Source organism: Gluconobacter sphaericus NBRC 12467 (genome assembly GCF_006539125.1).
In the GTDB taxonomy this organism is placed as follows: Bacteria; Pseudomonadota; Alphaproteobacteria; order Acetobacterales; family Acetobacteraceae; genus Gluconobacter; species Gluconobacter sphaericus.
In genome coordinates, this window is record NZ_BJMK01000008.1 from 103,338 (window position 1) to 125,704 (window position 22,367).

A 22,367-nucleotide genomic window follows, 5' to 3' on the forward strand; every position below is an offset into this window, starting at 1 on the left:
CATCCCCGCAAGAGCGGAGGATAATTCGCCTACGCCGGAGAGGATGGCGAAACCTGACTTTGAAACAGTCGGTGGTAAGCGCATCAAACTCAACACAGTCAACGCTCTGCATATGGCTGGTGATATTGATGGAGACGCAGTCAACGCGGCCCGTTGGTGGATCTGCGACTATGTGTTCGCAAACCACGGATATCTGGACATCCTGAATGATGTGCTGCCTTCGGACTATGTGAAGGGGGATGTCCATACGTTCGCCATCTCCCGCGGGAACGCGGCCGAACGCATCGGCATGATCCGCGATCGGCTAGGTCTCTGCGCTCATGTGCGACTGGAGATGATGCTGGCTCGGGAGCTGTCTTTTTCAGCGATGGGGGCGGCACTTTACCCAGATCTTGGAAAGGCCCTTCAACGCGGGAAGGTTTCAGCTCAATGCGCATTAATCGTCGCCCAACTTCCTGCGGCCTATGCCGATACTCGACGCGAGATCAGGCAGGCGATTGAGCGAAACGCTCTGGAAAAAAACCTTGTACCTGCCAGCGCCTACTGATACGGTTGGACAACACTGAATAATTGCGCCTGCAATATTGGCGCATCTCCGGACAATTTGCTGTGCCCTCTCCCACCGTCACGACTGGCGACGTGGTGAGATGGGGTTTGTCTCGGTTCGTGATTGCGGATGTGCAATCAGGAAGTGCGGTTCTTTGTCGCGTCAAACAGGTTCGCGACATGCGTTATCGGGCTGACGTTCCGGTGCATTTCCCTGACACGATCACTCTGGGGCTGACAGATGGCGCCGTAATTCGCTGCAAGCCGCGTGTCTGCTTCAATCTCGCTGATCTGGTTCCTGTTGGTTCTGTGTCGTCCTCGTTGATGGTTCGCATTAAGATCGCGATTGAGCGTGAAATGGACGCGCGCCGGATTGAGGCGGGTATTCCTAAGTATTTGGTGGTTTAGTTATGGCGAGGAAGAAGGGTGAAGCCGCTCCTGAGGCGCGCGCTGTGGGCAGGCCTTCAGCTTTCCTAGATCGCTATTGTGACGAGGCGCGCAAGCTCTGCCTTTTGGGTGCTACCGACAGCGATTTGGCTGATTTCTTCGATGTATCCGAGCAGACCATAAACTCTTGGAAAGCAACGCATCCCGAATTTCTTGAGTCCATAAAAAAGGGAAAAATCCTAGCAGACGCCACCGTGGCTGACCGGCTGTATAAACGAGCGACCGGCTACGAGCACGACGCAGTGAAAATCTTCAATGCCGAGGGCTCTCCGCTGATCGTTCCGTACACTGAGCGATACGCTCCAGACACTACTGCCGCGATTTTCTGGCTCAAGAACCGCCAACGCGACAAATGGCGCGATAAGCACGACCATGAACACACCGGTGCTGACGGCGGCCCATTGGAGTTCACGGAAATCAGGCGTGTGGTCGTGGATGTGCCCAAGAAGGATTGAGCATGACGAAGGCGCTGGAGATCCCCACAGCGCGCGTCTTTCTGCCTCTACTGAAGCCGAACCGCTACAAGGGCGCCTTTGGTGGGCGCGGATCCGGCAAGTCACACTTCTTTGGTGGGCTGACCGTCGAAGAACACCTTGCGATACCGGGCCATCGAACGGTCTGTATCCGCGAAATCCAGAAGTCTATCGCGCGATCATCCAAACAGTTGATCGTGGACAAGATCAATCAGTTCAACTTGCACAAACATTTCGACGTGCAGGACCAGGTCATCAAGACGCCGGGTGATGGGCTGATTGTGTTTCAGGGCCTTCAGAACCACACGGCTGACAGCATCAAATCCCTCGAAGGCTTCGACCGCGCATGGATTGAGGAAGCGCAGTCGATCAGCTCTTACTCATGGCGGATGCTTCGGCCAACGCTGCGTAAGCCGGGATCGGAAATATGGGCGTCATGGAACCCCGCGTCTTCAGACGACCCGATTGATGAGTTCTTCCGGGGCGAAGGTTCTGACCGTGCTGATCTCACAGCGGTACGGGCGAACTGGTCCGATAATCCATGGTTCGATGACGGCACCCTGCCGACCGAGCGCATGGAGGACCAGAGGGCGCGGCCTGACGAGTACGATCACGTCTGGGAAGGTGATTACGTCACCATTTCGGATGCGGTGATCTTTCGTAAGCGCGTGACCGTCGATGATTTCGAGACGCCTGAGGATGCCCGCTTCTTCTACGGTCTAGACTGGGGGTTTTCGCAAGACCCAACGGCAATCGTCCGGTGCTTCATCCGTGATGACGTGCTGCACGTCGATTACGAGGCGGGTGGAACCGGCATCCATTTGGATGAACTGCCGGCCGTGCTCGATGAGATCCCCGGAACGCGACGCTGGCCCATCAAGGCCGACTGCGCCTCACCTCAGAACATCAGCTTTATGGCGACCCGGTATCGCTACAACATGACGCCCGCCAAGAAGTGGCCGGGGAGCGTTGAGGACGGCATCGACCGGCTGAAGGCGTTCAAGCGCATCGTCGTTCATCGGCGCTGCCCTCGCATTGCAGAAGAGTTTCGTAAGTACGCCTTCGAGGTCGATTCCAAGACCGAGGAAGTGCTGCCGGTCATAGTGGACGCCTGGAACCACTGGATCGACGCACTGCGATACGCCCTCGATGGGATCATTCAGAACCGCCGCTCGATGCCTTCGTTCGCAGGCTACAAATCAAGGACACGTCGATGAAACACTGGTTCAGCCGCATCCGGGAGCGCAAGCCGTTGCCCGAGCGGCGCGAGCCTGTGCTCACACGCTCTGATCGACGTTTGAACCTGCGCTCGTTTCGCGGGCATGGCTCTGGCGGCCTTCCACTCGATCCGCGCGCAGCTTTCGACACCTACAAGCCGCCCGAAGGTGTGCGAGGTGAAGCTCCAGACGCGATGGCGATGGACAGCGGAAGTCTCGAGGCCGTCGCTGATATGGGTGGATGGGCCGCGACGGCCGCTCCTGTCCTGCGAGATTACTTCGAGGACGGCTTGGCCTTCCTCGGCTATCCGCAGCTTGCCCAGATGGCGCAGCGGGCCGAGTTTCGGAAGCCGTGCGAGGTGATTGCACGCGAGGCCACCCGTGAGTGGATTGAAATTCGCTCAGACAAACAGGGCGCGGACGTTGACGAGAACGACGGCGCCGCGAAACGAATTGCGGAGATCGAGAAAGAATTCGATCGCCTGAACGTCCGGCGCGTCATCCGCACGCATGTCCTGCACGGCCTGCTCTATGGCCTTGGGCATGTGTGGATCGGCATCAAAGGCGTTCCACTCACGACCGATGGGCAATCAGTACCGCTCGTCATCGGCGACAAAGGCATGGCGAAAGGTACGCTCGAACGTCTTGCGAACATCGAGCCAATCTGGACGACGCCAAACAGCTACAACGCGAACAACCCGCTCGCGTCGAACTTCTACAAGCCAGACAACTGGTGGGTCCTCGGAACGATGGTGGACAGTTCCCGCCTTCTGACCACGATCCCCTACCCTGTCAGTCAGATCCTTGCACCTGCCTTCAACTTCGGGGGGCAGTCTCTCACGCAGCTTCTGCGCGCCTACGTTCACAACTATCTGGCCACGCGCAACAGCACGGCCACCATCGTTCGTAATTTCTCCAAGCTGGTCCTGAAAACGGACATGACGGGGAACATGCAGACGGACATCGGACCAGGGATGGACGCCCAGCCGATGCCTTACGGCGACGTCGATATGGTCTCCGTTCAGGGACGCGCCGCTGCCATGCAGGACGTGTCCGAGGGACAGGGCACCATCGTCGTGGACAAGGAGCGTGAAGACGCTTCGATCATCGCAACGCCGCTGTCTGGGTTGGACAGCTTGCAAGCGCAGGCAATGGAGGCGATGGCGAGCATCCCCGGCATTCCACTGGTCAAACTGTTCGGCATCCAGCCCCAAGGCCTGAACGCATCGTCCGAAGGTGAAATCCGCGTTTTCTACGACGAGGTTTCAGCCTTTCAGGAAGCGCATATCCGCCCTGCCCTGCAGCGGATTTTCGAGGCCGTTCAGATCCACCTCTGGGGCAAGATCGACCCGGATCTGTCCTTCACGTTCGTGCCGCTCTGGCAGATGGACGAGAAGGAATTGGCAGAAATCGAGAAGATCAAGGCCGATCTGGTGGCGCTGCTCATCACGGCAGGCGTCATCGCTCCAGAGGAAGCGCGCGAGCAGCAAGCCACGGACGAGCGCAGCATTTTCCGGGGCGTGAACCTGAGCGGTCCTCCGCCAGAGCCGCCCGAGCCCGAGCAGATGTCGGGAATGGAAGACCTGTTGAAGAAGGGTGAGGAAGAAGAGTGATGGAAAATTGGCATTGGCCTCAATGGGCGTATTTTCTTCTTTTGTCGGTTGGCTTGCTGCTGACTGCGCGAGACCACGGGAAACCCAAAACCGGCAAGAATAATTTCTGGGCCGCGATGATCAGCATAGTCCTCGTGAATACCTTCCTGTTCTTCGGCGGTTTCTGGACCCCTCGATAATATGACCCAACTCCGCTGCACATCCGCGACTGGGAAGGCACTCAAGCCAACCCGCGCCAGTGCTGCGCTTGAGGCCCTTTACTACCGCGATCTGATGCGCCTGATCCGCGAAATGGACGACAGCCTCACATACTGGCTGACGGCCAACTATCGGAAGCACGAGACCGCCATTGCGCAAGACAGCGTGGCGGACGAACTGCAAAAGGTCATGAACAAGCTCACGGTCCGGTGGCGCAGTCTATTCGATGACCGGGCGCGGAAGATTGCCGAGCGGCAGGCGGGGCGCTGGAAGGGGCACGCCGACACGTCCCTGATGGACAAGCTGAGACAGGCCGGGTTTGCGGTGAAGTTCAGGCCATCGAAGGCCGTGAAAGACGTTCTGGATGGTGCGATCAACGAGAATGTCAGTCTCATCAAGTCGATTGCGGACCATCATCTGACGGAAGTTTCGCAGATGGTTCAGCGATCCGTCATGGCGGGCCGCGATCTCGGAACGCTGACGGCAGACCTCAAAGAACGCTACGGCATCGCGCAGCGTCGTGCGGCGTTTATTGCGCGAGACCAGAACAACAAGGCCACGTCCTTCATCACGCGGACGCGCCAAATCGAACTCGGCCTGACCGAGGCAATCTGGTGTCATTCAAGCGCGGGGAAGCACCCTCGCCCGAACCATGTGAAAGCCGGACGTGAAAGACTTCGCTACGATATTCGCCAAGGTGCGGACGTGGACGGTGACGGCAAGCTCATCTTCCCCGGTGAGGAACCGAACTGCCGCTGCACGTCGCAAGTGATTATTCCGGGGTTTGACGATTAATCTTCGCCCAAGTTGCTAAATGCGCTGTCCACCCCTTCTCCGACGCGGTCTAAAAACTCAGGCCCCGGCTGGTCGGGGATCTGTGGGTACAGATCCAGAGTAGCATCAGTCTCGGCTTCCAATGACTTCCGGTCGCCTTCAGTCATAACGGCTCTCCTAAAATGACAGACACAATCATGGCCCTAGACCGGTCGGTGCGACGCATCGACGCGGATGGGCATTTGCACGTCGAGCGTTGCGTGCTCAGCGCGGCTGTAGTCTCGCCCTATTATGGGCGCGAGATCAATGGCGCCGAACGTCTTGGGCTGGACCCGGACACCATCTACTGGATGTATCGGGACGCCGATGCCTTGCGGGAAGCCGCATCGAGCATGAACGGCAAGCCCCTGATTGAGATCCACCAGCCTGTCAGTGCGGACGATCACCCGCGAGAAATCACGGTTGGTTCTGTCAACAACGCCACGTTTCAGGCGCCCGAACTCATCGGGGAACTGGCGATCTGGGACGGCGACGCAATCAAGAGAATTCAGGACGGATCAAAGCGCTGCGTGTCGGCTGGATACGCCTATGAGACCGTCCCGGAAAACGGTGAGATCAACGGCCAGCGATACACGCTGAAGATGGTCAACATCCGCTTCAACCACCTCGCCCTGGTGGAAGAACCCCGCGTGAAGACCGCCATTATCGGCGACAGCGCACCATTCAACATCATGAAGGAAACGAGCATGGCTGCCCACAAGCCCATGTCTGCTGCGGCGAAGGTTGCAGCCGCTCTCAAGTCCGGACGTCTCGCCATGGATGCGTCTGAGGAAGACGTGAAGAAGTGCATGGATGAGGATGACGACGAGGACGGCAAAAAGGCCGAGGACGAGTCCGACGACGACGAGAAGAAGGCGGAAGACGCCAAAGCCTGCGACGAAGATGACACGGACGACGATCAGGCCGCCGATGAGGACGATGACGACGACAAGAAGGACGAAAAGAAGGGCATGGACGCCGCTTCTGTCTCGCGCCTGATCGAAGCTGCCGTCTCCAAAGAGCGCCGTCGCAACAAGCAGGCACAGGACGCCCGCGAAGCCGTCCGACCTCTCGTCGGTGACGTGATCGGCATGGACAGCGCAGGCGATATCTACCGCTACGCGCTCAAGCAGATCGGACAGGACGCCGCCAACGTCCATGAAAGCGCCCTCCCCGCGCTCGTTAGTATGGCGATCAGCGCCAAGCGTCCCGAGCGTCCGGCACGCATCGCGGCTGATAGTGCGATCGACAGTGATTCCCCTCTGGCGGGCGCCTCTGCTCGCCGCAAAGCGTAAGGAGCGGTCCCGATGGGTTTCCCTTCCAAGATCAATTACAACTGGGCCAAGGGCTTTCCGGGTGGCATCGCCTCCGCAAATCCGCGCCGCTCTGCCATTCCCGGCCCAATGGGCTTTATCGCTGGCGCTGGTGGCGTTCGCGTCGGAGCCTTCGCATGGGTACAGGCGGACGGCGTGACGGTGTTGAATACGCCGCCAGCGACCTATTACACGGTCGCGAGCGTTGCTGTTGATGCTGGCGGAACAGGCTATGCCGTGGGTGACACGGTTACTTTCAGCGGCGGCAAGGCCACGGTCGAAACGATCGCAACGGGCGGCGTTGTGTCCGCTCTTACGATCCAGACGACGAGCCCTGAAACCGCAAACCCGGCTGGGACTGGTGTTGCAACCACGACCAATGGCAGCGGGACAGGCCTGACGGTCACGACGACAAGCACGGAAACCGCATCGAGCGCTCCGACTGGCTTCGTTCTGCGCGACCAGACGGGCCTTATCACGACCTATCTGGGCGAAAGCACGATGGTCCTGCCAAGCGGCTTCAACGTGCAGCTCATGACAGGCGGCGATTACTTCGCGGTATCCGCGACCACCGCCGCAACGACTGGCCAAGCCGTTTACGCGTCCACCACGGACGGTACGCTTCAGACCGGAGCGGCTGGAACGGTCCCGTCCGGCACGACCGCGACTGGCTGGGTCGTCACCCAGGGCGGCGCGTCTGGTGCTGAAATCATCATCTCCGGTGCCGTCGCACCGATCTCCGGGAGCAACGAATAATGGCTTCGTTTCGTAATGACGCGACGCGCCTTGCGCAGGATTGGGGTATCAATCTGCCGGGTGTGACGCACTACGTTGGTGAGCGCGGAAACGCATTCGACGCTGCTCCGACGTTCTCCGCCGTCACAGCACCGAACAGCGGTATTCCGACCGTCATCAACACGATGGTCGATCCGCAGTTGATCCGCCAGCTTATCACGCCGACCAAGTCCGAAGAGATCTACGGGTCTCAAAAGAAGGGCGATCGCGCGATCAAGACGGTCATGTTCCCGGTCATCGAGGCGTCCGGCTATGCTGTGGCCTATGGCGACTATGAGCAGGCTGGCGATAGCAGCGCGAACGCCAACTGGGTCAACCGTCAGTCCTTCACTTTCCAGACATGGGCCAAGTATGGCGATCTGGAAGCCGAAATGATGGGTATGGGCAACATCGACTGGGTTGCCGAACAGCGCACCGCAGGCGCGTCCGTGCTTGAAAAGCAGCAGAACCTGCTGAACCTGTTCGGCCTGACCGGCCTTGAGAACTACGGCGCTCTGAACGACCCTGCTCTGCCGGCCGCCATCACGGCGTCGGTTAAGGTTGGTACGTCCACGGCATGGACGAGCGTGAGCGACCCGAACCTGATCTACCCGGATTTCGTGACCCTGTTCGCGGCCCTGAACAAGGCCATGATGGGCAACATCAACAACCAGACCCGCCTGAAGGTTGTTGCCCCGTCCGAACTCTCGCAGGTTCTGACCTACACCAATCAGTATGGCCTCACCCTTGAGAAGATGCTCAAGCAATCGTGGCCGAACATGGAAATCGAGTTCCTGCCCGAAGCCGGTGTCACCATGTCGGGCGGCTATACCAGCGCCAACGTCATGCAGATGTTCGTGCCGGAAGTCGAAGGTGTCGAGACCGTTACGACCGCCTTCACCGAGCGACTGACCATGCACCGCCTTGAGCAGTACTCCACAAACGCGCGCCAGAAGATGTCGCGTGGCGGCTGGGGTACGATCTGGAAACGTCCGATGGCCGTTGCGCAGATGGTGGGGATCTGAACTATGGCTGATACTGTCACCGTACTTTGCCGTATGCCGCACGGACTGCGCCTGCGTATCGCTCCCGAGGGAGATGCAGCGCGCCGCGCCAAACTGAGCGAAGAAAAGCGCCCCGATCTGAGTCCGGTCTCTTACATCGAGGAGATCGAGATCAAGGGCGCGAACCGTGCTCCCGACTTCCACTCGAAGGACAACGCGCTACTCGGTCGCGTCGGACGGACGACTGTGGACAAAGCGTTCTGGGACGCATGGGTCAAGCAGAACGCAGACAGCGATCTGGTGAAGAATCATTGCGTCTTCGCGGAACTGACGGAAGCCCGAGCCAACGCTAAGGCTGCCGAGTTCAAGACCGAGAAAACCGGGTTCGAACCCCTCGACCCCGTAGAGATCAAGCGCAAAGGTCTCGCTGATGCTGAGGAAGCTGCGCGCGCTCGGGCTTACGCCTAATGAGCGGCACGATCACGTCGCAGGCGGGCGTGGTCACGTTCGATTATGCGACGTGGTCGGCCCTGTTCCCTGATCTGGCGACGAATACGAGTGACGCTCAGGCGGCGCTCTATTTCGATCAGGCCGGGGATTATCTCAACAACACGCCTCTGAGCCCAGTGCAGAACCTGACGAAGCGTGCGCGCCTTCTCAATCTGCTCACGGCCCACATCGCGCAACTGATGCTTCCCGTCTCGGCGGGCGGCAATGGCGCGGGAACGGTCGGTCGGGTGGCAAGCGCGTCAGAAGGATCAACGTCCATTGGCCTCGACATGGGTTCGCAGTCCGTCTCGGCGGCGTGGTTCATGCAGACGCAATACGGCGCGATGTTCTGGCAGGCGACGGCATATCTCCGACAGATGCGCTTCGTTCCCGGTCGCTCGCCACGTCCAAGGATATGGCCCTGATGCCGAAGACAGTCATTAAGGGAATGGCCCGGCTTCAGGCGACGTTGAACGGAAAAGTTCAGGGCGCGCAGAAGAACTGGATGGCTCGGCTTCTGGAGCGGGTTTTGCGGCGCGGCGCGCAGATGCACCTCAACGCGGGCTTCTTGGAGGGCGCAACCACGACAGATGGAAAGCCCATGGCCGAGATTGCTGCCTACAATGAGTTCGGAACAGAGCATATCCCTGCTCGCCCGTTCATGCGGAACACCGTCGCCAAGAACCAAGCGGAGTGGCCCCGCCTTCTCGCCGCCTCTCTCAAGGTGTGCGGTGGAGATATGGAGAAGGCGATTGATATGACCGCCAACCGCATCGTGGCCCAAATCCAGCATGAGATTGAAACGTTGCAAGATCCTCCTCTTTCTCAATCGACGATCGACGCCCGTCTACGCAACGATAAGCGGCGCGGCACACTGAAGACCGTCAATATGGCTACGGCGGCAAAACCCCTGATCGACACCGGCCACATGCTCAACAGCGTCGGATACGAGGTCGTCAGTGATTAACGTCTTCGGCATCGCCAACGTGGCGACGAACGCGGTCAATCCGCCAATCGTCGCCACGCTTCGGGTGTCGGCCGGCGAAACCGTCAACGACGATTTCAGCGTCACGCCAACCACGATCGACCTGCTCTGCACGATCAAGGTTCAGGCGCTCAGCACGTCAGACCTGCAGCACGTTCAGAACATCAATCAGCAATCCGATATGCGCGCCGTTTACATCGCAGGCGGCATCAAAGGCCTGAACCGGGCGCTCCAGACAGGTGGCGACGTGCTGAGTTTCTACGGCTCCGACTGGCTGGTCACGCAGGTTCTGGAAGAATGGGGATACGGCCGATGGTCCAAACTTGTGGTGACGCGCCAAACAACGTCGCCGCCTCCGTCATAACCTACGCGCCTACCGATTTCGATATTCACAAAGCCCTCGGGCAATGGCTTCTAACCGTCCTCCCCGCACCTTTCTCCGTTCGGCTCGGCCAGCAAAACCGGACTGCTTCGCCCGTTGGCCCCTATTGCATCATGCAGCAGGTCACATCGCGGCTGTTGGCGACGAACGGCTCAACCTATAGCGACGCGGCCCGTGCGGTCACGGAACTGCGCGAGATCACCGTGCAGGTCAGTGCTTTCGGGATCGGCTCAGGTGATGCGATACGGCAGGTCGCAGGCCTATGGCGCGATGTCTACGCCACGGATTGGTTCAGAGAGAACGCGGATATTCTCTCGCCGCTCTGGTCCGAAGATCCGAGGCAGATGGGCTTCGTCACCGCCGAAAACCAATACGAGGATCAGTGGTCCGTCGATCTGAAAATGCAGGTCAATTTCACCCGGACCATCCCGCAACAGTTCGCTGACGCGATCACTGCAACCTTAATCGAGGTCGATACGACGTATCTACCCACGGAGTAACCAATGGGCAGTATTCCTATTTCCCAGGTCGTGAACGTCACTCCCGGCGTTCTGGCCGCAGGTACGGGCCTGAACAACCTCACTGGCCTGATTTGCACGACCCCAACGACATCCTTCCCGGTCGGAACGATCCGCGCCTTCACGAGCGCAACCGATGTCGGGACTTCTTTTGGGACCTCCTCCATGCTCTACAGCATGGCGCAGGTGTATTTTTCTGGGACAAGCAGATCGCTTACCACCCCCGGAACGCTCTATGTTGCGGCCGTGGATGCGACCGGAGAAACATCGTCCATCTCCGCGCAGCTCGACGCGCTGAGGGCTGCCCAAGGCGGCTGGAACGGCCTTGCCTTCGACAGCATCTACACGCCTGCCAACCTCGAACTGGTAGCAACGTGGGTCGGATCGCAGAAATCATCTATCTTCGCGCCCCTCGTTGATTCCGACGCATCCGCAACGACCAGCGGCAGCACAAGCGCTTTCGGCGTTTGGCTCCAGACACAGACCGCAGGCGGCGTCACGGCTATTTATGACACCTCTCCACTGTCGGGCGCGCTGGCGCTGGCATGGATGGCGTCGCTGTCCTTTGGGACGACAAACGGCCGTCAGTCGCTCGCCTTCGTGGAGGACGCATCCGGGCTGGTCAGCCCTGCTGTGACTGATGGCAGCACGGCCAGCACGCTGATTGCCAACGGCTACTCGTTCTACGGCAGTTATGCCAACGGGTCTGACGACTTCACGTTCTTCCGCCCCGGTCAGGTTTCAGGGAAATTCCTCTGGGCTGACAGCTATGTGAATCAAATCTGGCTGACGTCAGACATGACTAGCGATCTTATCTCGCTGCTGCTCACAACTGGCAATATCCCGTACAATACGGACGGGGACGCTTATGTTGAGGCCGCGTTGAAGCCGACCATCACCCAGGCCTTCTCATTCGGTATGATCCGCGCTGGCGTTGATCTGACTACGCTCCAGCGCCAGCAGATCAACAACGCAGCCGGGAATACGACGGCGGCCGATAGCGTCGTTAACAACGGCTACTATCTCAAGCCCAACGTCAGCACGGCAGGCGCTTCATATCGCATCAGCAGAACCACACCCCCCGCACAGCTTTGGTATGCAGACGGCCAAAGCGTGCAATCCATTAGCCTGACAAGCGTAGAGGTGCAGTAACATGGCCGATCTGGATATCACCTCCGCGAATAGCGTTTTCGTTATCACTGTCACTGGGCTGCTGAACGCGCCCGTTCGTCTGCAGAACTATGCCGCAGACCGGGCATGGGACGCTCCAGAACTGGAGCAGGCTGAGACTGAGATGTCGATCGACGGCTATCTCAATGCAGGCTGGGTGCCCAACCCGGTAGATCAGACAGTGTCTCTGTCGGCTGCCAGCATCAGCGTGCCGGTCTTTGAAAACATCATGGCCGCACAGCAGACATCCCGCTCTCTCTACCGCATCGGCGGAGAAATCACGCTGACCAGCACTGGCCGGAAATACACAATGGTCAATGGTGTTCTGCGCAGCGTGACCGTGCTGCCGGGCGCTGGTCGGACACTTGAAAACCGGACCTTTGCCATTCGCTGGCAGTCTGTAACGCCTGCGGGGGTCTGATATGGCTCTCAAAGAAATCACAGTTGTCTGCCCCCATGAGGGGGCGGATAAGGGCAAGCGTTTTGCAATCACCCGTATGTCAGCCATTGAGGCCGATAAATGGGGGCGTCATTGCCTGCAGGCGGCTGCGGCATCGGGCGCCGATATTCCGGGGGTAGCGGCGGGCGGTGGCCTTGCGGCTGTCGCTGCGGCGGGCATTGGCATTTTCGCGGCTATCCGCCCTGAGCGCATGGACGAATTGCTTGATCGTCTCATGCAGACCGTGGAGCTACTGCCCGACCCGAGCAACCCAGCCACGCGGCTGCCATGGGCCGTAGCCCAGACCCAAATCGAGGAAATCCCCACAATAGGCTGGCTCCAGACGGAGGCGTTCAAGCTGCATGTGGATTTTTTCAAGGGCGTCGGACGCTTGTTTTCCCTTCTGTCCTTGATGCTGGGAACGGAAGACCAAGACCCCTCGCCCAACCCAGAAACATAAACCCTCGCCTCAGCATGGTGCTGACAGAAGGGTTGGCCACGCTTGCGGAACTCCAAACCATCTACGACAGCGAGGATTTCGAAGACCTCGTTGAGGCCGCTGCCATCAAGAGGTTCAATCGATAATGCCCACACTCATCGACTCTTTGGTCATTGAATTGAACCTCAATGCAGCCGGAACGAAAAAGGGCGCGAAGGAAGCTTCAGGGGCGCTGGATGGTCTGAAGGATCGCGCCTCATCTCTTAAGAGTAACGTTGAGCAGGCAGCCAAAGGCGGCTCTGACGCGTTCCGTGGTTTAACGCGTGAAGCACTTTCTTTTTTCGCCGTTCTGACAGCCGGGAAAACGCTCAAGGCATTCGTGGCCGAAAACACAAGGGCCAATGTTGAGCTTGGCAATCTATCCCGAAATCTTGGAACCTCTGCCCAGACACTTGGGACATGGCAGACGGTCGCGGAATCTTTCGGTGGCACGGCCTCTGACGTGTCAGGCTCGATGCAATCTCTGGTCTCGCAATTTCAGACCATAGAGGGGCGCAGAAACCTCTCCCTCACTTTTACGCAGATGGGCGTCGCGCTTCAGGACGCAAACGGTAAGCTGCGCAGCATGAATGACCTCATGCCAGACCTGGCGCGGTCGGCGCAGCGCATGGGGCCTCAGTTATTTTCGGCCCTTGGAAGTCAGGCAGGCTTTAGCCAAGGCTTCATCAATATGCTTGAACAGGGGCCCGAAAAGATCGAGGCATTGTATGGCTCTCTGAAGAAATACGCCCCTACCGCCGCTGATACCAAGGCATCCGGCCAGTTGATGATGGATTGGGTGAAGCTGACAGCGCAGTCAGAATCATTCGGGCGTAGCATCATGACGGCCTCTGAGCCCGCGCTCCACAACCTGATGCAGACGATCTCCGGTCTGATTGATGCAAATCAGGACTGGATCAAGACCGATATCGTGGACTTCATCAAACGCATGAACAAGGCTCTCGATGATGGAGATTGGCGGGGTATTGTCACGGATGCCCATGCGTTTGCGGATGTCGTCCGCGGGATCAACTGGAAGGGCATCATCGACGGAATCAGCCAGTTCGCAAAGGAAGCGAACAGCGGCGCAGAAGCTATAGGCGGATGGAAGCGGGTCGCGGAAGGGTTCTTTGCTCTCTGGGTCGGATCGAAATTCCTGCGCGTATTGAGCGGGATCACGATGCTCGCTCGTGTATCTGGCATTGGGCTCGCGTCTCTTACCAAACTGATTGGCCCACTATCGGCAGCGGCAAAACTGCTTAACCCGGTTGGCGACGCTTTGCTGATTACTGCAGGAGCCAACGCAGGCCTCTCGTATCTCGACAAGCACGACAAGAGCGACTTTTCGAGCAATCTCGATGATTGGGTCTCTCAGGAAACCGACGGATGGATGGGGCACAGCAAGGCTCAGCAACAGCATCCTGACCTCACGGGGGATCAGCAGGAGAAGGAAACGCTTCTCGATACGGAAGAACAGGAACACTCCCTTCCGTCCGGCATACTTGACGCTCTGTGGAAGACGGAGAGCGACCGTGGTGCCAACGCAAAAGACTCAGCAGCCGGGGCGCAGGGCGAAATGCAGATCATGCCCGCCGTCGCAAGGGAAGCGGGAATAGACCCGCACAATTTCACAGATGCGGCAAAGTATGCAGCGAGCGCGCTAAGGAAATACCATGATCAGTTTGGGTCATGGTCCAAGGCCGTCGCGGCCTACAACGTTGGACCAGGCCGAGTTGGAAACTTGGTGAGCGAATACGGGGACAACTGGGCCAGCCGTCTTCCGTCTGAAACTCAAGGTTATCTTGGCAAGGTCCTGGCAACGATGCAGCAAACGCACGACAGAGTGCCGGGTGCATCGGCGCCTCCACCTGCGGATCCGCGCGTACCAAACCCAACAATCCATCTCCCCGAGCAGCATGCACCCCAACCGGTTCAAGTTGCCATCAAATCTACACCCGTCCCCGCGCGACCAAAGTCAGACAAAACGCCCCAGCCTACTTTTGCGCCGCAAATAACAATCAAGCCGCCCCCTACTCCAACTCAAGAGCTTCCGCCTCAAACGGTAGCACAAGGCCTTGCGCAAAGGGCGCTCGCCCCCAAAACTGAACAGCGCGAGGCCAAACAGAACAACGCGCCCGCAACCCATATTCAGAACTATATCGACGCGCAGACCCATGCGATCAACACGGCAAACGATCACTCAGCCTCGCATGCGGTCACAAATAACACGTCCAGCGTTTCTGCCAACGTCACGGTCAACGCTCATGGATCAGACCCGCATGCGACTGCGCAGGCCGTCAGGCAGGCGTTTAACGATCCGCGCATGTTGGCGCGCCAGGCCAATCTCGGCCTTATGTAAGGAAATCCGCCATGGTGATGCAACTCGTAGCGCAGCCCGTTACGGCAAATGTCATTCCCGGGTCAGGCGTTCCGAAACTGTGGTCGACGGTTATTTCAGATGCAGAAGCGGTAGCGTCGGTCGAACTCGACACGCTGGTTCAAAGCGCGTTGATCAGAGCGCAGGACCGCGTATGGGGGCTCTTTGATAATAAGAATAACCCTGTGCTCACAGGAGGGCGCGTTCGTGCCGTTGATCTTCGCGCCCAGTCTCGCATTTCTGATGCGCCGCAGGAGAAAGGTGCGTTCGTCTCCTACAACAAAGTGCAAATGCCAAAGGCCATCATGCTTGAGTTGCTGTGTGACGGCAGCACTATGTCTTATGGAAGCACTAGCGTCATTTCGAGCCTTCTGTCAGCGGCAGGACTGTCTACGTCCGTCGGGACAGATGTGCTGGCGCGTAAAGAATTTCTAGGCACGCTGGACGGACTTGTTGCCGACCTCAACCTGTATTTTGTCACGACGCCCGAGGCCACATACAACAATATGAACGTTACCGGCTACGGTATCCGCCGTTCGGCCGATCGCGGCGTGACGCTGATTTATGCCGAAATTTACCTTGAAGAAGTGCGGCAGACGGCCACAGCCGACACTACTCCTACAGCTTCTCCGTCCGGTCAAAGCCAGCAAGACGGGGGCAATGTGCAAGCGCAAACGGCAACATCAGCGCAGTTGGGTTCATATAATCAAACCGCGTTGGTTTGAGGGAAGACAATGATGAGTGATGATCAGGAATTGCAGCCTTGGCTGGCTAAAGAGATGCTTCGACAAGCCGAAGCAACGTGTAAGACGCGGGTGGATGCGATCAACAAAACTCGGGATCGGGCGTCATCTCTACTGGGGTGGTCCATAGCGGCACTTACCGGATCGGTTGCCCTCGCCGCAAAGGGCTTCGGAGGACAGTCCATGGTGTTACTCCCGTCACTTGTTCTGTGCGCTGGGTTTGCCGCCACTTGTCTATGTTGCGTCTGGGTTTTAATGCCCCTGCGCATCGAGCGCATGACCCTCTATCCGATAGAAGTGGAGCAAATTGCAGGGCAAACTAGGGCGACGACCGAAGAACAGCTTCAGGTGGCTATTGCTGACCACTTGGCACTTGCGGAGTGCGAAAATGCAAAGGCGCACGAAAAGCGGCAAAAGTGGCTCAAGGCCGCATGGTTTGGCGCGATTATCGGGCCGTGCGCTTCACTTCTTCTGGTCGCGCTCAGCTAGCGCCTTCTTGAGATCGGGCGGCATACCGTCCATGGCAATAACAGTACCGCGCTTCTTCAGGTCTTCTGCAGTCATTCGGCGAGGATCTCGTTTGAAATCCCCCGCTGGTTTTTCAGTCTTCTTCTCGTCTGCCATCTCTCTCTCCTGAGTGGAGACATGACCACACCACCCGCCCCGGAGTCCGGTCAAAGGGGTGGGATGAGGCGTATGGTCAGCTGCAAGAGAAGCAGGCAGCTCTTGTTGCCGCCTGATTACGGAGCCGCCCTTCGGGGCGGTTAAGGAATCCATTTAAAACCGTGCGCCATCAGAGCCAATAAGCCTAGCATCAAGCCACCCAAACCAATTGACGCTGTGATTATAGCTCCAAACAAAAGACGAAAATCACGCTCTTGGGCCGATCGCATTGAACGCAAATCATCGCGAACACCTTTAAGGGTATCAAGGACGCCTTCCATCTGGGTTTCGAGTTTTACGATACGCGGTTCCATATTTCCATTATCTCCCCCGGGCCCACTTGGAGGCAAGTTATTTCCACCGCCGCCTCCTTCACCCAAACGCGTCAGATCAATGGGCCTGGGCGATGAGCCAAAAGTCGGCCCAAACTTATACACATTACTTAACTCGCTCATTTGGAAGTGTCTTCCTGATCAGAAGTATCAGTTTTAGTGTCAGGTCCAGGAAGCGTTGCCTCAATTTGAGTTATCAGCAACCTCGCCAAGGTTGCTGCCCACTTTAGGGGGGTTACGAAGCCAAGCGCACCAAAAGATGGATGATTGAATATGAAAAGTGATCCACCTTTATCCGGGGCCAAAGTACTAAACCAGCGCGGATCATTTATTACACGGGCTAACTGCTGCTCTGGGGGCAAAGGCGGGCCCTCCGCTTTTTCTAGTTCAGCGCGCGCACGGCCAAGGTACCAGATCAGACTGGTAATCTCGTCCTTATTGAGATCTCTGCTCCAGATAGGGATTGCGCCAGTTTGGACGCCTACCTTTACTGATTTCTTATCTTGGCTAAGCTCATATTCGAAGCCTTCCGGGGCAACGTCTAGGCCAATATCACGCGATTCCATATGCCACCTGACAAGATACTAATCTGATCATCCAGTAGTCAGAGGTGTAGTGGGTGAGTCAATGCTGCCCGTCTTCTGGATAAAGTTGCCAGCCACCCCTAACCGGGTGGCTTTTTTATTGCCCGAAAGAATCTTTATGTCGGATCCCGTCGTCATCCCTCTCAGCGCGGTTGCGAGCCAGACCGTACTGGTTCCGCTGTCGTCGCAGTCCATTCAGCTGGATATCGCACAGCTTGCAACCGGCCTTTTCATGAACATCACACTCAATGGCACGCTGGTGATGGCGGGCGTGCTTTGTCAGGACCGAACATGGATTGTCCGAAAATCCTATTTTGGCCTTCCTGGCGATCTGGTGTTTGTGGACACGATGGGGACTGACGATCCTGATTATTCGGGCTTAGGTAAGCGCTATCTGCTCTATTATCAGGAGGGGCAGAATGTCTGATGCGTCCTTTGTCAAACGCGAGCTAAAGCTCGTCTTCACTTACGGAGATAACCTGAGCAAGACCCTGACCCTGATGGGACAGCGGATTGCGTGCCAGATTGTAGGGGCTGGATTGATAGCTGGCGTGATGTGCTCTCTGCGGATCGAGGGCATGACGCAGGCACAAATGAACGCCCTGTCCAAACTGCAGGCCTCCATCATCATGCAGAGCAATAGCAGCGTGACTGTCATGGCACGCAGCGGCGGCACCTCAGCGGCGTGGCAGACGGTTTTCGTGGGTGGCATTACAGAGGCGTTCGCGGATTTCAGCGGCTCGCCTTCGGTCGCCTTCATGGTCACAGCTATGAGTATGGCCACAATCAACACAGCCCCCGTTAAGGCGATCTCGTTTTCTGGCGACGTGGCTGTGGCAGACGTTATGAAGGCCATTGCTACGCAGGCCGGGCTGGGTTTTCAGAACAACGGTGTGACAGACGTGCTCAAAGGCGGCGTCACCTATAATGGGACGGCTGGCGAGCAGCTTGAGGTGGCGGCATCCGCAACCAAAACGTCCTATATTATCAGCAACAACATTCTCACTATATGGCCGCGCAATCTCAGCGCGAAGGGCACGCCCGCAGCCGAAATATCGGCCAGTACGGGCATGATCGGATACCCGGCCTATTCTCAGGGCGGCATGACACTCGCAACGCTCTTTAACGGATTGATCGGCTTTCAGTCGCTCATCAAGCTGACATCGGATTATGCGCCCGCCGCATGGACACAGTCCGCCAGCCGCAACGGAGAACAGACGACCGGGATTGTGCTGCCGCCCTATAACGGGCTTTGGCGAGTAGTTCGGGTCCAGCATGACCTACAGTCCGAAACGCCTGGTGGACAGTGGACAACCTATATCGAAGCTGGACGGCCTGAGATTGTGCAGGAGACGATTTATGGCCAGTAATTATTCCGGATCGCTACGGCCGACAGACGCATCTTCTGCGTTTCAGGTTCAGACGGCCATGATCCGCCGCGTTCTCTCTATGCTAGGGGCCGCTCTTCCAGTCAAAGTGTTGAGCGTAAACGGCGTGGGCGTTAATCCGGTGGGGTTTGTCGATGTGCAGCCTCTGGTCCACCAGATCGACGGTGCGGGGAACCCTACCCCGCGCGGCGTCATTCATAATGTCCCTTATATCCGGCTTCAGGGCGGAACACGCGCTATCATCTGCGATCCTGCCGTGGGCGATACCGGGTTCATCATGATTGCATCACGCGATATTTCCACCGTCAAAGCCACGCGGTCCGCTGCAGCGCCGGGATCGTATCGCCAGCACGACACGGCGGACGCCATTTACATCGGTGGCCTGCTCAATGAAGCGCCGACGGAATACATCGGCTGGGTCGATGGGGATGTGCATGTCAAAACGGCAGGAAAATTCATCGTTGATGCCGCAGAAATGGACATTAACTGCGCGGTTAAAGTTGCGGGCGAAATTGCAGCAACCGGTGACGTAAAGGCTGAGAATATATCGCTACAGAGCCATATTCACCCAGGTGTGCAGGCAGGGTCTGGCGAGACCGGTGCCCCCCAATAAAGGCAGCGTAATTGCCGGGGGAGAGCAAAATTTCCCTTGTACCTGCCAGCATAAACGCAGTACGTTCGCATAAATTCCGGTCAGTCTATCAAGCGCCCCTCTCGGGCGCTTTTTTTATGAGCAACCGATGGATACGCTCCTTCTCGATAGGACCACGTGGGGCTTTCTGCTTGATGCGAGCGGAAATATCGCACTCGCTACGGGCACCTATGCCATAGCACAGGATATCGCATCTGCCGTGCGCGTCTTCCAGGGTGAGTGCTGGTACGACACGGCGCAAGGAATGCCTTACACGCAGAACATTTTAGGCCTCGCGCAGTCTGTATCCGTCTTCGAGGAACAGGCAGCACAGATCGCCCTGACTGTTCCGGGCGTGGCCAGCGCACAGTGCGTTGTCAAATCTGTCGGCCCGTCCAGAATTCTGACGGGAACCATTCTATTTACAACTACAGACGGAACGACAGGCAATGTCGGATTCTAGCGGCACAACGGACGTTCCATCGCCGTCTTTTACGGATGCTGGCTATGTCGCCCCTGCTGAGACCGACATTCTGGCGGGCGCATTATCCGACATGAACGCGGCTCTGGGCGGTAACCTCAATACTGCGCTTTCAACGCCACAGGGCCAACTTGCCACGTCCTTCACTGCCGCTTTGGGGGATGCCTATGCGACCTTCCTGCAAATTCTGAACGGAGTTGACCCGGAGCGCGCTTTCGGGCGGATGCAGGACGCCATCGGGAATATCTATTTCATGTCCCGCAAGGGGGCGACGGCTTCAGTTGTGACGGTCGTCTGCTCCGGGGCGTCGGGCACTGTTATTCCGGAAGCCACGGTCATTCAGGATGCCAACGGCAATCAGTTCTCTTCTGATGGAGCCATAACGATTAACAGTACGGGCACCGGTCAGGGCACTTTCTCGTGCCTGACGCTTGGGCCTGTGGCTGTCGCTCCCGGTTCGGTCAGTGTTTATCAGACGGTGCCTGGTCTTAGTACTGTCACCAACCCGGCAGCCGCTGTTCTGGGATCCAGTCAGGAGGGGCGCGCAGCCTTCGAGGCTCGTAGGGAGGCATCGGTTGCTAAAAACAGCGTTGGTTCCCTTGATGCGATTGCAGGCAGCGTCGGAGAGGTTTCGGGCGTTACGGCCGTCTATGTCACAGATAATTCGACGGCTGATGCCGTAACGACCGGAGGCGTGTCGATCGCAGCGAAATCGCTGTATGTCTGCGTAAATGGCGGGACGGATGAGGATGTGGCTCTTGCCATTCTGTCCAAAAAGCCACCCGGATGCGCTTATACTGGGACCACGACCGTTACGGTTCAGGATCCTAACGCTTCCTATCAAACAAATCCTTCCTACACAGTAACCTTCACCCGCGCGACGGCAACGCCTGTCTATTACACTGTCACGTTGAAGAATTCTTCTCTCGTTCCTTCTACAGCTAATGACGAAGTGACGGCAGCAATCATGGCGGCGTTTGAGGCGGATGGATCGGATGCCGGGATTATCGGCGGGACTATCTACGCCAGTAGCTATTATTCCGCTGTCACAGCGCTCGGAACGTGGGCCAAAATTGTTGAGATTACCGTAGGAACATCGGCCGATCCGTCTAGCTACACGGCTGCGCTTAATATCAACCAAATCCCTACCCTCTCAGCGGGTAATATTTCTTTGGTGCTGTCCTGATGGAAAACATAGGACAAACAATCCTGTCGCAATATGCGAATGCTGCCCCTGTCTATTCTATAATCGAGGCGCGGAATCAGGCCATTGATCCTTCGGCCCTGATTGATGATTGGTACAACCACGTCTGGAACGTTCAAACGGCGCAGGGTTATGGCCTGGACGTCTGGGGGCGTATCGTGGGCGTTTCACGCGTCCTCACACTGACATCCGCGAATTATCTGGGATTTGAGGAGGCCAATGACCTCACTGAAGTGGGCTGGAATCAGGCCCCTTGGTATTCCGGATCATCGGCCACGACGAATTATCGTCTGTCCGACAGTGCCTATCGTCAACTGATCTACGCAAAAGCTCTGAGCAACATTTCGGATGGATCGATCCTGTCCATTAATGCGGTGCTTATGACGCTCTTTGGCGCACAAGGCGATGCCTACGTCAAAGATAATGGCGACATGACAATGACGTATGTTTTCGACTTTGTGCCGACTGATGTGCAGGTCAGCATCATACAGACGAGTGGCGTTCTGCCGCGCCCGACCGGGGTTTCCGTCTCCTATTCCATCAAGGCGAGCTCATGAAAAACTCTGACGATCTGGGCCGGTTCGATACGCTTATCGGCGCATCGGCATCCTCATCTGATATTGCGACAGTTCCTCAGACACAGGCGACGGCAGGCGATGGCACGGCATCTATTGCGGCCGGCTTCCCGCCTGAAACGTTCATCTCCCGTGACGCTGGAGGCTCCCCGCCTCGCGGTCAGGACATGAACGGGTTCCTCAACCGCATTTCCAAGGCTATTCAAGTATTGCAGGCCGGGTTCCCAGGGCAATTTGACAGCAACTTTGCTTCTGGCATTGGCGGCTATCCCATGGGGGCCATGATTCCCGGAAGTGCCATCGGGACATTCTGGGTTTCGACGGCAGACAATAATACCACAACGCCAGGGGCTTCCGGAGCCTCGTGGCAATCTCTGTTCGCGGGATCAGTGTCTGGCACGCTTGGCGTCGTCTCCACAAACAATGATCAGAACGGCACGGGCCTGCACCTGAACGGATCCACATCACGCGCCTCGTTCATCTATGCCAGCGGCTCGGGTGATCTGGCGTGGTATTCCGATATTGCGTCT

30 protein-coding genes and 1 pseudogene are annotated in these 22,367 nt (G+C 57.6%); 27 read left to right on the plus strand and 4 right to left on the minus strand.

Annotated features, from left to right (window positions below; translation table 11 throughout):
* The first annotated feature begins 43 nt into the window (after window positions 1-43).
* From GSP01_RS07820 to GSP01_RS07845, 6 genes are all read left to right on the plus strand, one after another.
* Complete coding sequence (locus tag GSP01_RS07820) at window positions 44-547, plus strand: hypothetical protein (RefSeq protein WP_228123796.1); 504 nt, start codon at window positions 44-46, stop codon at window positions 545-547.
* A 62-nt stretch (window positions 548-609) separates the two neighbouring features.
* Window positions 610-954, plus strand: coding sequence for a hypothetical protein (locus GSP01_RS07825; RefSeq protein ID WP_141352399.1), 345 nt, complete (start codon window positions 610-612; stop codon window positions 952-954).
* A 2-nt stretch (window positions 955-956) separates the two neighbouring features.
* A complete protein-coding gene (locus tag GSP01_RS07830) occupies window positions 957-1,448 on the plus strand; it encodes a helix-turn-helix domain-containing protein (protein WP_141352401.1) in 492 nt (163 codons plus the stop codon).
* A gap of 2 nt (window positions 1,449-1,450) precedes the next feature.
* Window positions 1,451-2,683, plus strand: coding sequence for a PBSX family phage terminase large subunit (locus tag GSP01_RS07835; RefSeq protein ID WP_141352403.1), 1,233 nt, complete (start codon window positions 1,451-1,453; stop codon window positions 2,681-2,683).
* Window positions 2,680-4,296, plus strand: a complete 1,617-nt coding sequence (locus GSP01_RS07840) for a phage portal protein (RefSeq protein WP_141352405.1) — start codon at window positions 2,680-2,682, stop codon at window positions 4,294-4,296. The genes GSP01_RS07835 and GSP01_RS07840 overlap by 4 nt, the downstream gene beginning before the upstream one ends.
* 180 nt (window positions 4,297-4,476) lie before the next feature.
* Entirely contained in the window at window positions 4,477-5,289 is an 813-nt protein-coding gene (locus GSP01_RS07845; protein ID WP_218023654.1) for a phage head morphogenesis protein, read from the plus strand.
* On the opposite strand, the gene GSP01_RS14710 is transcribed toward GSP01_RS07845, so the two are convergent.
* Entirely contained in the window at window positions 5,286-5,435 is a 150-nt protein-coding gene (locus GSP01_RS14710) for a hypothetical protein (RefSeq protein WP_167495493.1), read from the minus strand. The genes GSP01_RS07845 and GSP01_RS14710 overlap by 4 nt on opposite strands.
* 15 nt (window positions 5,436-5,450) lie before the next feature.
* Here GSP01_RS14710 and GSP01_RS07850 point away from each other — a divergent pair, with 15 nt between their 5' ends.
* The 14 genes from GSP01_RS07850 to GSP01_RS07915 all read left to right on the plus strand — a co-directional run bounded on the left by GSP01_RS07850 (window position 5,451) and on the right by GSP01_RS07915 (window position 16,468).
* A complete protein-coding gene (locus GSP01_RS07850; protein ID WP_141352407.1) occupies window positions 5,451-6,602 on the plus strand; it encodes a DUF2213 domain-containing protein in 1,152 nt (383 codons plus the stop codon).
* 12 nt (window positions 6,603-6,614) lie between these two features.
* The gene (locus GSP01_RS07855) at window positions 6,615-7,376 is read left to right on the plus strand and encodes a structural cement protein Gp24 (protein WP_141352409.1); all 762 of its coding nucleotides are present in this window, start codon (window positions 6,615-6,617) and stop codon (window positions 7,374-7,376) included.
* Window positions 7,376-8,419: a hypothetical protein gene (locus GSP01_RS07860; protein WP_141352411.1), complete on the plus strand. Its 1,044-nt coding sequence runs from the start codon at window positions 7,376-7,378 to the stop codon at window positions 8,417-8,419. Before GSP01_RS07855 ends, GSP01_RS07860 begins: the two co-directional genes overlap by 1 nt.
* A gap of 3 nt (window positions 8,420-8,422) precedes the next feature.
* Window positions 8,423-8,866 (plus strand): hypothetical protein, encoded by a 444-nt coding sequence (locus GSP01_RS07865; RefSeq protein ID WP_141352414.1) that lies wholly within the window; start codon window positions 8,423-8,425, stop codon window positions 8,864-8,866.
* Window positions 8,866-9,312 (plus strand): DUF4054 domain-containing protein, encoded by a 447-nt coding sequence (locus tag GSP01_RS07870; RefSeq protein ID WP_141352416.1) that lies wholly within the window; start codon window positions 8,866-8,868, stop codon window positions 9,310-9,312. Before GSP01_RS07865 ends, GSP01_RS07870 begins: the two co-directional genes overlap by 1 nt.
* A complete protein-coding gene (locus tag GSP01_RS07875; RefSeq protein WP_141352418.1) occupies window positions 9,312-9,854 on the plus strand; it encodes a hypothetical protein in 543 nt (180 codons plus the stop codon). The genes GSP01_RS07870 and GSP01_RS07875 overlap by 1 nt, the downstream gene beginning before the upstream one ends.
* The gene (locus GSP01_RS07880; protein WP_141352420.1) at window positions 9,847-10,236 is read left to right on the plus strand and encodes a hypothetical protein; all 390 of its coding nucleotides are present in this window, start codon (window positions 9,847-9,849) and stop codon (window positions 10,234-10,236) included. The genes GSP01_RS07875 and GSP01_RS07880 overlap by 8 nt, the downstream gene beginning before the upstream one ends.
* Entirely contained in the window at window positions 10,185-10,754 is a 570-nt protein-coding gene (locus tag GSP01_RS07885; protein WP_141352422.1) for a phage neck terminator protein, read from the plus strand. Before GSP01_RS07880 ends, GSP01_RS07885 begins: the two co-directional genes overlap by 52 nt.
* A gap of 3 nt (window positions 10,755-10,757) precedes the next feature.
* Window positions 10,758-11,924, plus strand: a complete 1,167-nt coding sequence (locus tag GSP01_RS07890) for a DUF3383 family protein (protein ID WP_141352424.1) — start codon at window positions 10,758-10,760, stop codon at window positions 11,922-11,924.
* A gap of 1 nt (window position 11,925) precedes the next feature.
* Window positions 11,926-12,363, plus strand: a complete 438-nt coding sequence (locus GSP01_RS07895; RefSeq protein ID WP_141352426.1) for a phage tail fiber protein — start codon at window positions 11,926-11,928, stop codon at window positions 12,361-12,363.
* Window position 12,364: 1 nt separating this feature from the next.
* On the plus strand, window positions 12,365-12,841 hold the full coding sequence (locus GSP01_RS07900; protein WP_141352428.1) for a hypothetical protein: 477 nt from the start codon (window positions 12,365-12,367) through the stop codon (window positions 12,839-12,841).
* 124 nt (window positions 12,842-12,965) lie between these two features.
* A complete protein-coding gene (locus tag GSP01_RS07905; RefSeq protein ID WP_141352430.1) occupies window positions 12,966-15,218 on the plus strand; it encodes a transglycosylase SLT domain-containing protein in 2,253 nt (750 codons plus the stop codon).
* 11 nt (window positions 15,219-15,229) lie between these two features.
* A complete protein-coding gene (locus GSP01_RS07910) occupies window positions 15,230-15,961 on the plus strand; it encodes a phage baseplate protein (RefSeq protein ID WP_141352432.1) in 732 nt (243 codons plus the stop codon).
* Between the two features lie 9 nt (window positions 15,962-15,970).
* A complete protein-coding gene (locus tag GSP01_RS07915; protein WP_141352434.1) occupies window positions 15,971-16,468 on the plus strand; it encodes a hypothetical protein in 498 nt (165 codons plus the stop codon).
* Here GSP01_RS07915 and GSP01_RS14715 read toward each other — a convergent pair.
* The 3 genes from GSP01_RS14715 to GSP01_RS07925 all read right to left on the minus strand — a co-directional run bounded on the left by GSP01_RS14715 (window position 16,442) and on the right by GSP01_RS07925 (window position 17,540).
* Complete coding sequence (locus GSP01_RS14715; protein WP_167495494.1) at window positions 16,442-16,603, minus strand: hypothetical protein; 162 nt, start codon at window positions 16,601-16,603, stop codon at window positions 16,442-16,444. The genes GSP01_RS07915 and GSP01_RS14715 overlap by 27 nt on opposite strands.
* 140 nt (window positions 16,604-16,743) lie before the next feature.
* Complete coding sequence (locus GSP01_RS07920) at window positions 16,744-17,097, minus strand: hypothetical protein (protein ID WP_141352436.1); 354 nt, start codon at window positions 17,095-17,097, stop codon at window positions 16,744-16,746.
* Complete coding sequence (locus GSP01_RS07925; RefSeq protein WP_141352438.1) at window positions 17,094-17,540, minus strand: hypothetical protein; 447 nt, start codon at window positions 17,538-17,540, stop codon at window positions 17,094-17,096. Before GSP01_RS07925 ends, GSP01_RS07920 begins: the two co-directional genes overlap by 4 nt.
* Window positions 17,541-17,676: 136 nt before the next feature.
* Between GSP01_RS07925 and GSP01_RS07930 the strand changes: the two genes are divergently transcribed.
* The 7 genes and pseudogenes from GSP01_RS07930 to GSP01_RS07960 form a co-directional block, all read left to right on the plus strand.
* Entirely contained in the window at window positions 17,677-17,985 is a 309-nt protein-coding gene (locus GSP01_RS07930; RefSeq protein ID WP_141352440.1) for a phage baseplate plug family protein, read from the plus strand.
* Window positions 17,978-18,928 (plus strand): baseplate hub protein, encoded by a 951-nt coding sequence (locus GSP01_RS07935; RefSeq protein WP_228123797.1) that lies wholly within the window; start codon window positions 17,978-17,980, stop codon window positions 18,926-18,928. Before GSP01_RS07930 ends, GSP01_RS07935 begins: the two co-directional genes overlap by 8 nt.
* Window positions 18,918-19,559 carry a Gp138 family membrane-puncturing spike protein gene (locus GSP01_RS07940; protein ID WP_141352442.1) on the plus strand — a complete coding sequence of 214 codons (642 nt, stop codon included), beginning with the start codon at window positions 18,918-18,920 and terminating at the stop codon, window positions 19,557-19,559. Before GSP01_RS07935 ends, GSP01_RS07940 begins: the two co-directional genes overlap by 11 nt.
* Before the next feature lie 127 nt (window positions 19,560-19,686).
* Window positions 19,687-20,040, plus strand: a complete 354-nt coding sequence (locus tag GSP01_RS07945; RefSeq protein ID WP_141352444.1) for a hypothetical protein — start codon at window positions 19,687-19,689, stop codon at window positions 20,038-20,040.
* Window positions 20,027-21,244 carry a baseplate J/gp47 family protein gene (locus GSP01_RS07950; protein ID WP_141352446.1) on the plus strand — a complete coding sequence of 406 codons (1,218 nt, stop codon included), beginning with the start codon at window positions 20,027-20,029 and terminating at the stop codon, window positions 21,242-21,244. The genes GSP01_RS07945 and GSP01_RS07950 overlap by 14 nt, the downstream gene beginning before the upstream one ends.
* Window positions 21,244-21,819 (plus strand): DUF2612 domain-containing protein, encoded by a 576-nt coding sequence (locus tag GSP01_RS07955; RefSeq protein WP_141352448.1) that lies wholly within the window; start codon window positions 21,244-21,246, stop codon window positions 21,817-21,819. Before GSP01_RS07950 ends, GSP01_RS07955 begins: the two co-directional genes overlap by 1 nt.
* Window positions 21,816-22,367, plus strand: a pseudogene (locus tag GSP01_RS07960) (phage tail protein); the annotation flags it as partial. The gene GSP01_RS07955 and the pseudogene GSP01_RS07960, both read left to right, overlap by 4 nt.

What these genes read in the sequence shown, in the direction of transcription:
- GSP01_RS07900 (WP_141352428.1), top strand. Translation starts at nt 12,365, where the DNA reads ATGGCTCTCAAAGAAATCACAGTTGTCTGCCCCCATGAGGGGGCGGAT.
- GSP01_RS07845 (WP_218023654.1), top strand. Translation starts at nt 4,477, where the DNA reads ATGACCCAACTCCGCTGCACATCCGCGACTGGGAAGGCACTCAAGCCA.
- GSP01_RS07905 (WP_141352430.1), top strand. Translation starts at nt 12,966, where the DNA reads ATGCCCACACTCATCGACTCTTTGGTCATTGAATTGAACCTCAATGCA.
- GSP01_RS07920 (WP_141352436.1), bottom strand. Translation starts at nt 17,097, where the DNA reads ATGAGCGAGTTAAGTAATGTGTATAAGTTTGGGCCGACTTTTGGCTCA.
- GSP01_RS07860 (WP_141352411.1), top strand. Translation starts at nt 7,376, where the DNA reads ATGGCTTCGTTTCGTAATGACGCGACGCGCCTTGCGCAGGATTGGGGT.
- GSP01_RS07865 (WP_141352414.1), top strand. Translation starts at nt 8,423, where the DNA reads ATGGCTGATACTGTCACCGTACTTTGCCGTATGCCGCACGGACTGCGC.
- GSP01_RS14715 (WP_167495494.1), bottom strand. Translation starts at nt 16,603, where the DNA reads ATGGCAGACGAGAAGAAGACTGAAAAACCAGCGGGGGATTTCAAACGA.
- GSP01_RS07835 (WP_141352403.1), top strand. Translation starts at nt 1,451, where the DNA reads ATGACGAAGGCGCTGGAGATCCCCACAGCGCGCGTCTTTCTGCCTCTA.
- GSP01_RS07885 (WP_141352422.1), top strand. Translation starts at nt 10,185, where the DNA reads ATGGTCCAAACTTGTGGTGACGCGCCAAACAACGTCGCCGCCTCCGTC.
- GSP01_RS07935 (WP_228123797.1), top strand. Translation starts at nt 17,978, where the DNA reads ATGTCTGATGCGTCCTTTGTCAAACGCGAGCTAAAGCTCGTCTTCACT.
- GSP01_RS14710 (WP_167495493.1), bottom strand. Translation starts at nt 5,435, where the DNA reads ATGACTGAAGGCGACCGGAAGTCATTGGAAGCCGAGACTGATGCTACT.
- GSP01_RS07840 (WP_141352405.1), top strand. Translation starts at nt 2,680, where the DNA reads ATGAAACACTGGTTCAGCCGCATCCGGGAGCGCAAGCCGTTGCCCGAG.
- GSP01_RS07895 (WP_141352426.1), top strand. Translation starts at nt 11,926, where the DNA reads ATGGCCGATCTGGATATCACCTCCGCGAATAGCGTTTTCGTTATCACT.
- GSP01_RS07910 (WP_141352432.1), top strand. Translation starts at nt 15,230, where the DNA reads ATGGTGATGCAACTCGTAGCGCAGCCCGTTACGGCAAATGTCATTCCC.
- GSP01_RS07930 (WP_141352440.1), top strand. Translation starts at nt 17,677, where the DNA reads ATGTCGGATCCCGTCGTCATCCCTCTCAGCGCGGTTGCGAGCCAGACC.
- GSP01_RS07890 (WP_141352424.1), top strand. Translation starts at nt 10,758, where the DNA reads ATGGGCAGTATTCCTATTTCCCAGGTCGTGAACGTCACTCCCGGCGTT.
- GSP01_RS07850 (WP_141352407.1), top strand. Translation starts at nt 5,451, where the DNA reads ATGACAGACACAATCATGGCCCTAGACCGGTCGGTGCGACGCATCGAC.
- GSP01_RS07950 (WP_141352446.1), top strand. Translation starts at nt 20,027, where the DNA reads ATGTCGGATTCTAGCGGCACAACGGACGTTCCATCGCCGTCTTTTACG.
- GSP01_RS07945 (WP_141352444.1), top strand. Translation starts at nt 19,687, where the DNA reads ATGGATACGCTCCTTCTCGATAGGACCACGTGGGGCTTTCTGCTTGAT.
- GSP01_RS07925 (WP_141352438.1), bottom strand. Translation starts at nt 17,540, where the DNA reads ATGGAATCGCGTGATATTGGCCTAGACGTTGCCCCGGAAGGCTTCGAA.
- GSP01_RS07940 (WP_141352442.1), top strand. Translation starts at nt 18,918, where the DNA reads ATGGCCAGTAATTATTCCGGATCGCTACGGCCGACAGACGCATCTTCT.
- GSP01_RS07955 (WP_141352448.1), top strand. Translation starts at nt 21,244, where the DNA reads ATGGAAAACATAGGACAAACAATCCTGTCGCAATATGCGAATGCTGCC.
- GSP01_RS07870 (WP_141352416.1), top strand. Translation starts at nt 8,866, where the DNA reads ATGAGCGGCACGATCACGTCGCAGGCGGGCGTGGTCACGTTCGATTAT.
- GSP01_RS07855 (WP_141352409.1), top strand. Translation starts at nt 6,615, where the DNA reads ATGGGTTTCCCTTCCAAGATCAATTACAACTGGGCCAAGGGCTTTCCG.
- GSP01_RS07820 (WP_228123796.1), top strand. Translation starts at nt 44, where the DNA reads ATGGCGAAACCTGACTTTGAAACAGTCGGTGGTAAGCGCATCAAACTC.
- GSP01_RS07915 (WP_141352434.1), top strand. Translation starts at nt 15,971, where the DNA reads ATGATGAGTGATGATCAGGAATTGCAGCCTTGGCTGGCTAAAGAGATG.
- GSP01_RS07830 (WP_141352401.1), top strand. Translation starts at nt 957, where the DNA reads ATGGCGAGGAAGAAGGGTGAAGCCGCTCCTGAGGCGCGCGCTGTGGGC.
- GSP01_RS07875 (WP_141352418.1), top strand. Translation starts at nt 9,312, where the DNA reads ATGCCGAAGACAGTCATTAAGGGAATGGCCCGGCTTCAGGCGACGTTG.